At 40.1% G+C, this 2,160-nt stretch carries 2 protein-coding genes; one reads left to right on the top strand and one right to left on the bottom strand.

Annotation, left to right across the window (positions count from 1 at the left end):
* Positions 1–78 precede the first annotated feature (78 nt).
* On the top strand, positions 79–1,044 hold the full coding sequence (locus AB5062_RS22285) for a CfxA family broad-spectrum class A beta-lactamase (protein WP_004339683.1): 966 nt from the start codon (positions 79–81) through the stop codon (positions 1,042–1,044).
* Positions 1,045–1,136: 92 nt separating this feature from the next.
* On the opposite strand, the gene AB5062_RS22280 is transcribed toward AB5062_RS22285, so the two are convergent.
* Positions 1,137–2,160: mobilization protein (locus AB5062_RS22280; RefSeq protein ID WP_269113811.1), on the bottom strand; the 1,024-nt coding region annotated here is incomplete at its 5' end.

The following is a 2,160-nucleotide window of genomic DNA, read 5'->3' as shown; positions in this document are numbered from 1 at the left end:
ACATATTTTTCCGTAAAGTTATGTACCTTTGTCGGCAAATAAAGATATTCTCGTCAAACAAATATAAATAATATAAACATGGAAAAAAACAGAAAAAAACAAATCGTAGTTTTGAGTATAGCTTTAGTTTGCATTTTCATCTTGGTATTTTCATTGTTCCATAAATCAGCGACAAAAGATAGCGCAAATCCTCCTTTAACAAATGTTTTGACTGATAGCATTTCTCAAATTGTCTCAGCTTGTCCTGGCGAAATTGGTGTGGCGGTTATTGTTAATAACAGAGATACGGTTAAGGTCAATAATAAGAGTGTTTATCCTATGATGAGTGTGTTTAAGGTTCATCAGGCATTAGCTCTTTGTAATGACTTTGACAATAAAGGAATTTCACTTGATACCTTAGTAAATATAAATAGGGATAAACTTGACCCAAAGACTTGGAGTCCTATGCTGAAAGATTATTCAGGGCCAGTCATATCATTGACAGTGAGAGATTTGCTGCGTTATACTCTTACTCAGAGTGACAACAATGCAAGCAACCTTATGTTTAAGGATATGGTTAATGTCGCTCAAACAGATAGTTTTATAGCCACACTCATTCCTCGTTCAAGTTTTCAGATAGCTTATACGGAAGAGGAAATGTCGGCTGACCATAACAAGGCTTACTCTAACTATACATCTCCTCTTGGTGCTGCAATGTTGATGAATCGTTTGTTTACTGAAGGTCTTATCGATGATGAGAAACAAAGTTTCATTAAGAATACGTTAAAAGAATGCAAAACAGGTGTAGATAGGATAGCAGCTCCACTTCTTGATAAAGAAGGGGTTGTTATAGCGCATAAGACAGGTTCAGGTTATGTTAATGAAAATGGTGTTCTTGCAGCTCACAATGATGTTGCCTATATATGTCTGCCTAATAATATCAGTTATACCTTAGCGGTATTTGTTAAGGATTTCAAGGGAAATGAATCACAAGCGTCACAATATGTTGCGCATATATCAGCTGTAGTATATTCTTTATTAATGCAAACTTCAGTAAAATCTTAAACTGCACTTGCTTTGATAATTAATGATAAACAATCTAAAAGCACTCTAATCGTTATCGGAGTGCTTTTAGATTACTAATCAAATTGCTTCTATTATAATTTGAATCCTCTACTTTTTCTTTCTTCCTGTTGCGGCACTCTTGCTCCATATCTAAGCCTGTGCCATTGCTCCCTGAACCAGTCGGCAATCGGCTTCCTGTTTATTGTCAGGTTCAGCCTGCTTTCATCGTCAGGGTCATTTTCCACCCTTAAAATATCATCCTTTATATCAAAGTTCCGCCTGTGTTGCTCGGAATAGATTTTACCGCTACATTTCAGGGCTTCTTTTTTGACTATAAGACTTTCAGTCATTTCTTTAGAGAATCCCAGCATGGCACAAAACTTTTCCATGCGCAGCATTTCCCTGAACATCGGAAACCACCTGAAAGCCTTGTCTATGATTCTGGCGAGCCGTGACAGTTCTTTTTCTTTCATGTCAAGTTCCTGCCTGTGCATTTCTCTGAGATTGTGGATTTGCGTATCATGCTGTTTCTGCATCTGCTGTACTTGGCTCTGCAATTTTTCAATATTGGTGTTCCGTTTTGAAACCTCGTCTTGCAGTTTTTCGTTGGCACGTTCCAGTTCTTTCAGTTTTCCACTCCCGAAAAGAGAAGCAACTCCACTAGTTATGGCTGTCGCTGCCGTGGTGGCTGTCTTCTTTAACTTGTCAGTGCGTATTTCTGATTTCACCTGTTTCAGTTCCTGCTCGGCAAGATTTATCTGTTCTTCTTTGTGCCGTTTGGCTGCATCCATGCGTTGCAGTTCAGCTTTCTGCTTCTCAATGATAAAGTCGTTCCGTTCCAGATGCTCCTTACCAGTGACAGCCTTTGACTGCCCGCGTTCCATCAGCAGGATGTCGGATGCAAGGGTCTGCATCTGCATCATGTCATCGTCATTGAGCTTTCGGCTCTTTCCTGTTTCGTGGTTCATCCAGTCGAAAACGATATGGGCATGATAGTTCGGCTTGAACCATCTGTCCCCGACTTTGAAGCTTTCCCTGTCTTCCGCTTCCGGCTGACCGTTCAGCCAATGCCCTTCATCCTTGTGCAGGAAGATTTGCAGCGGTGTGATTCCCCAC

Source organism: Phocaeicola sp. RTP21359st1_B8_RTP21360_211022 (assembly GCF_040911965.1).
Classification (GTDB): domain Bacteria; phylum Bacteroidota; class Bacteroidia; order Bacteroidales; family Bacteroidaceae; genus Phocaeicola; species Phocaeicola vulgatus.
This window is presented reverse-complemented; position numbering and strand designations above follow the sequence as displayed.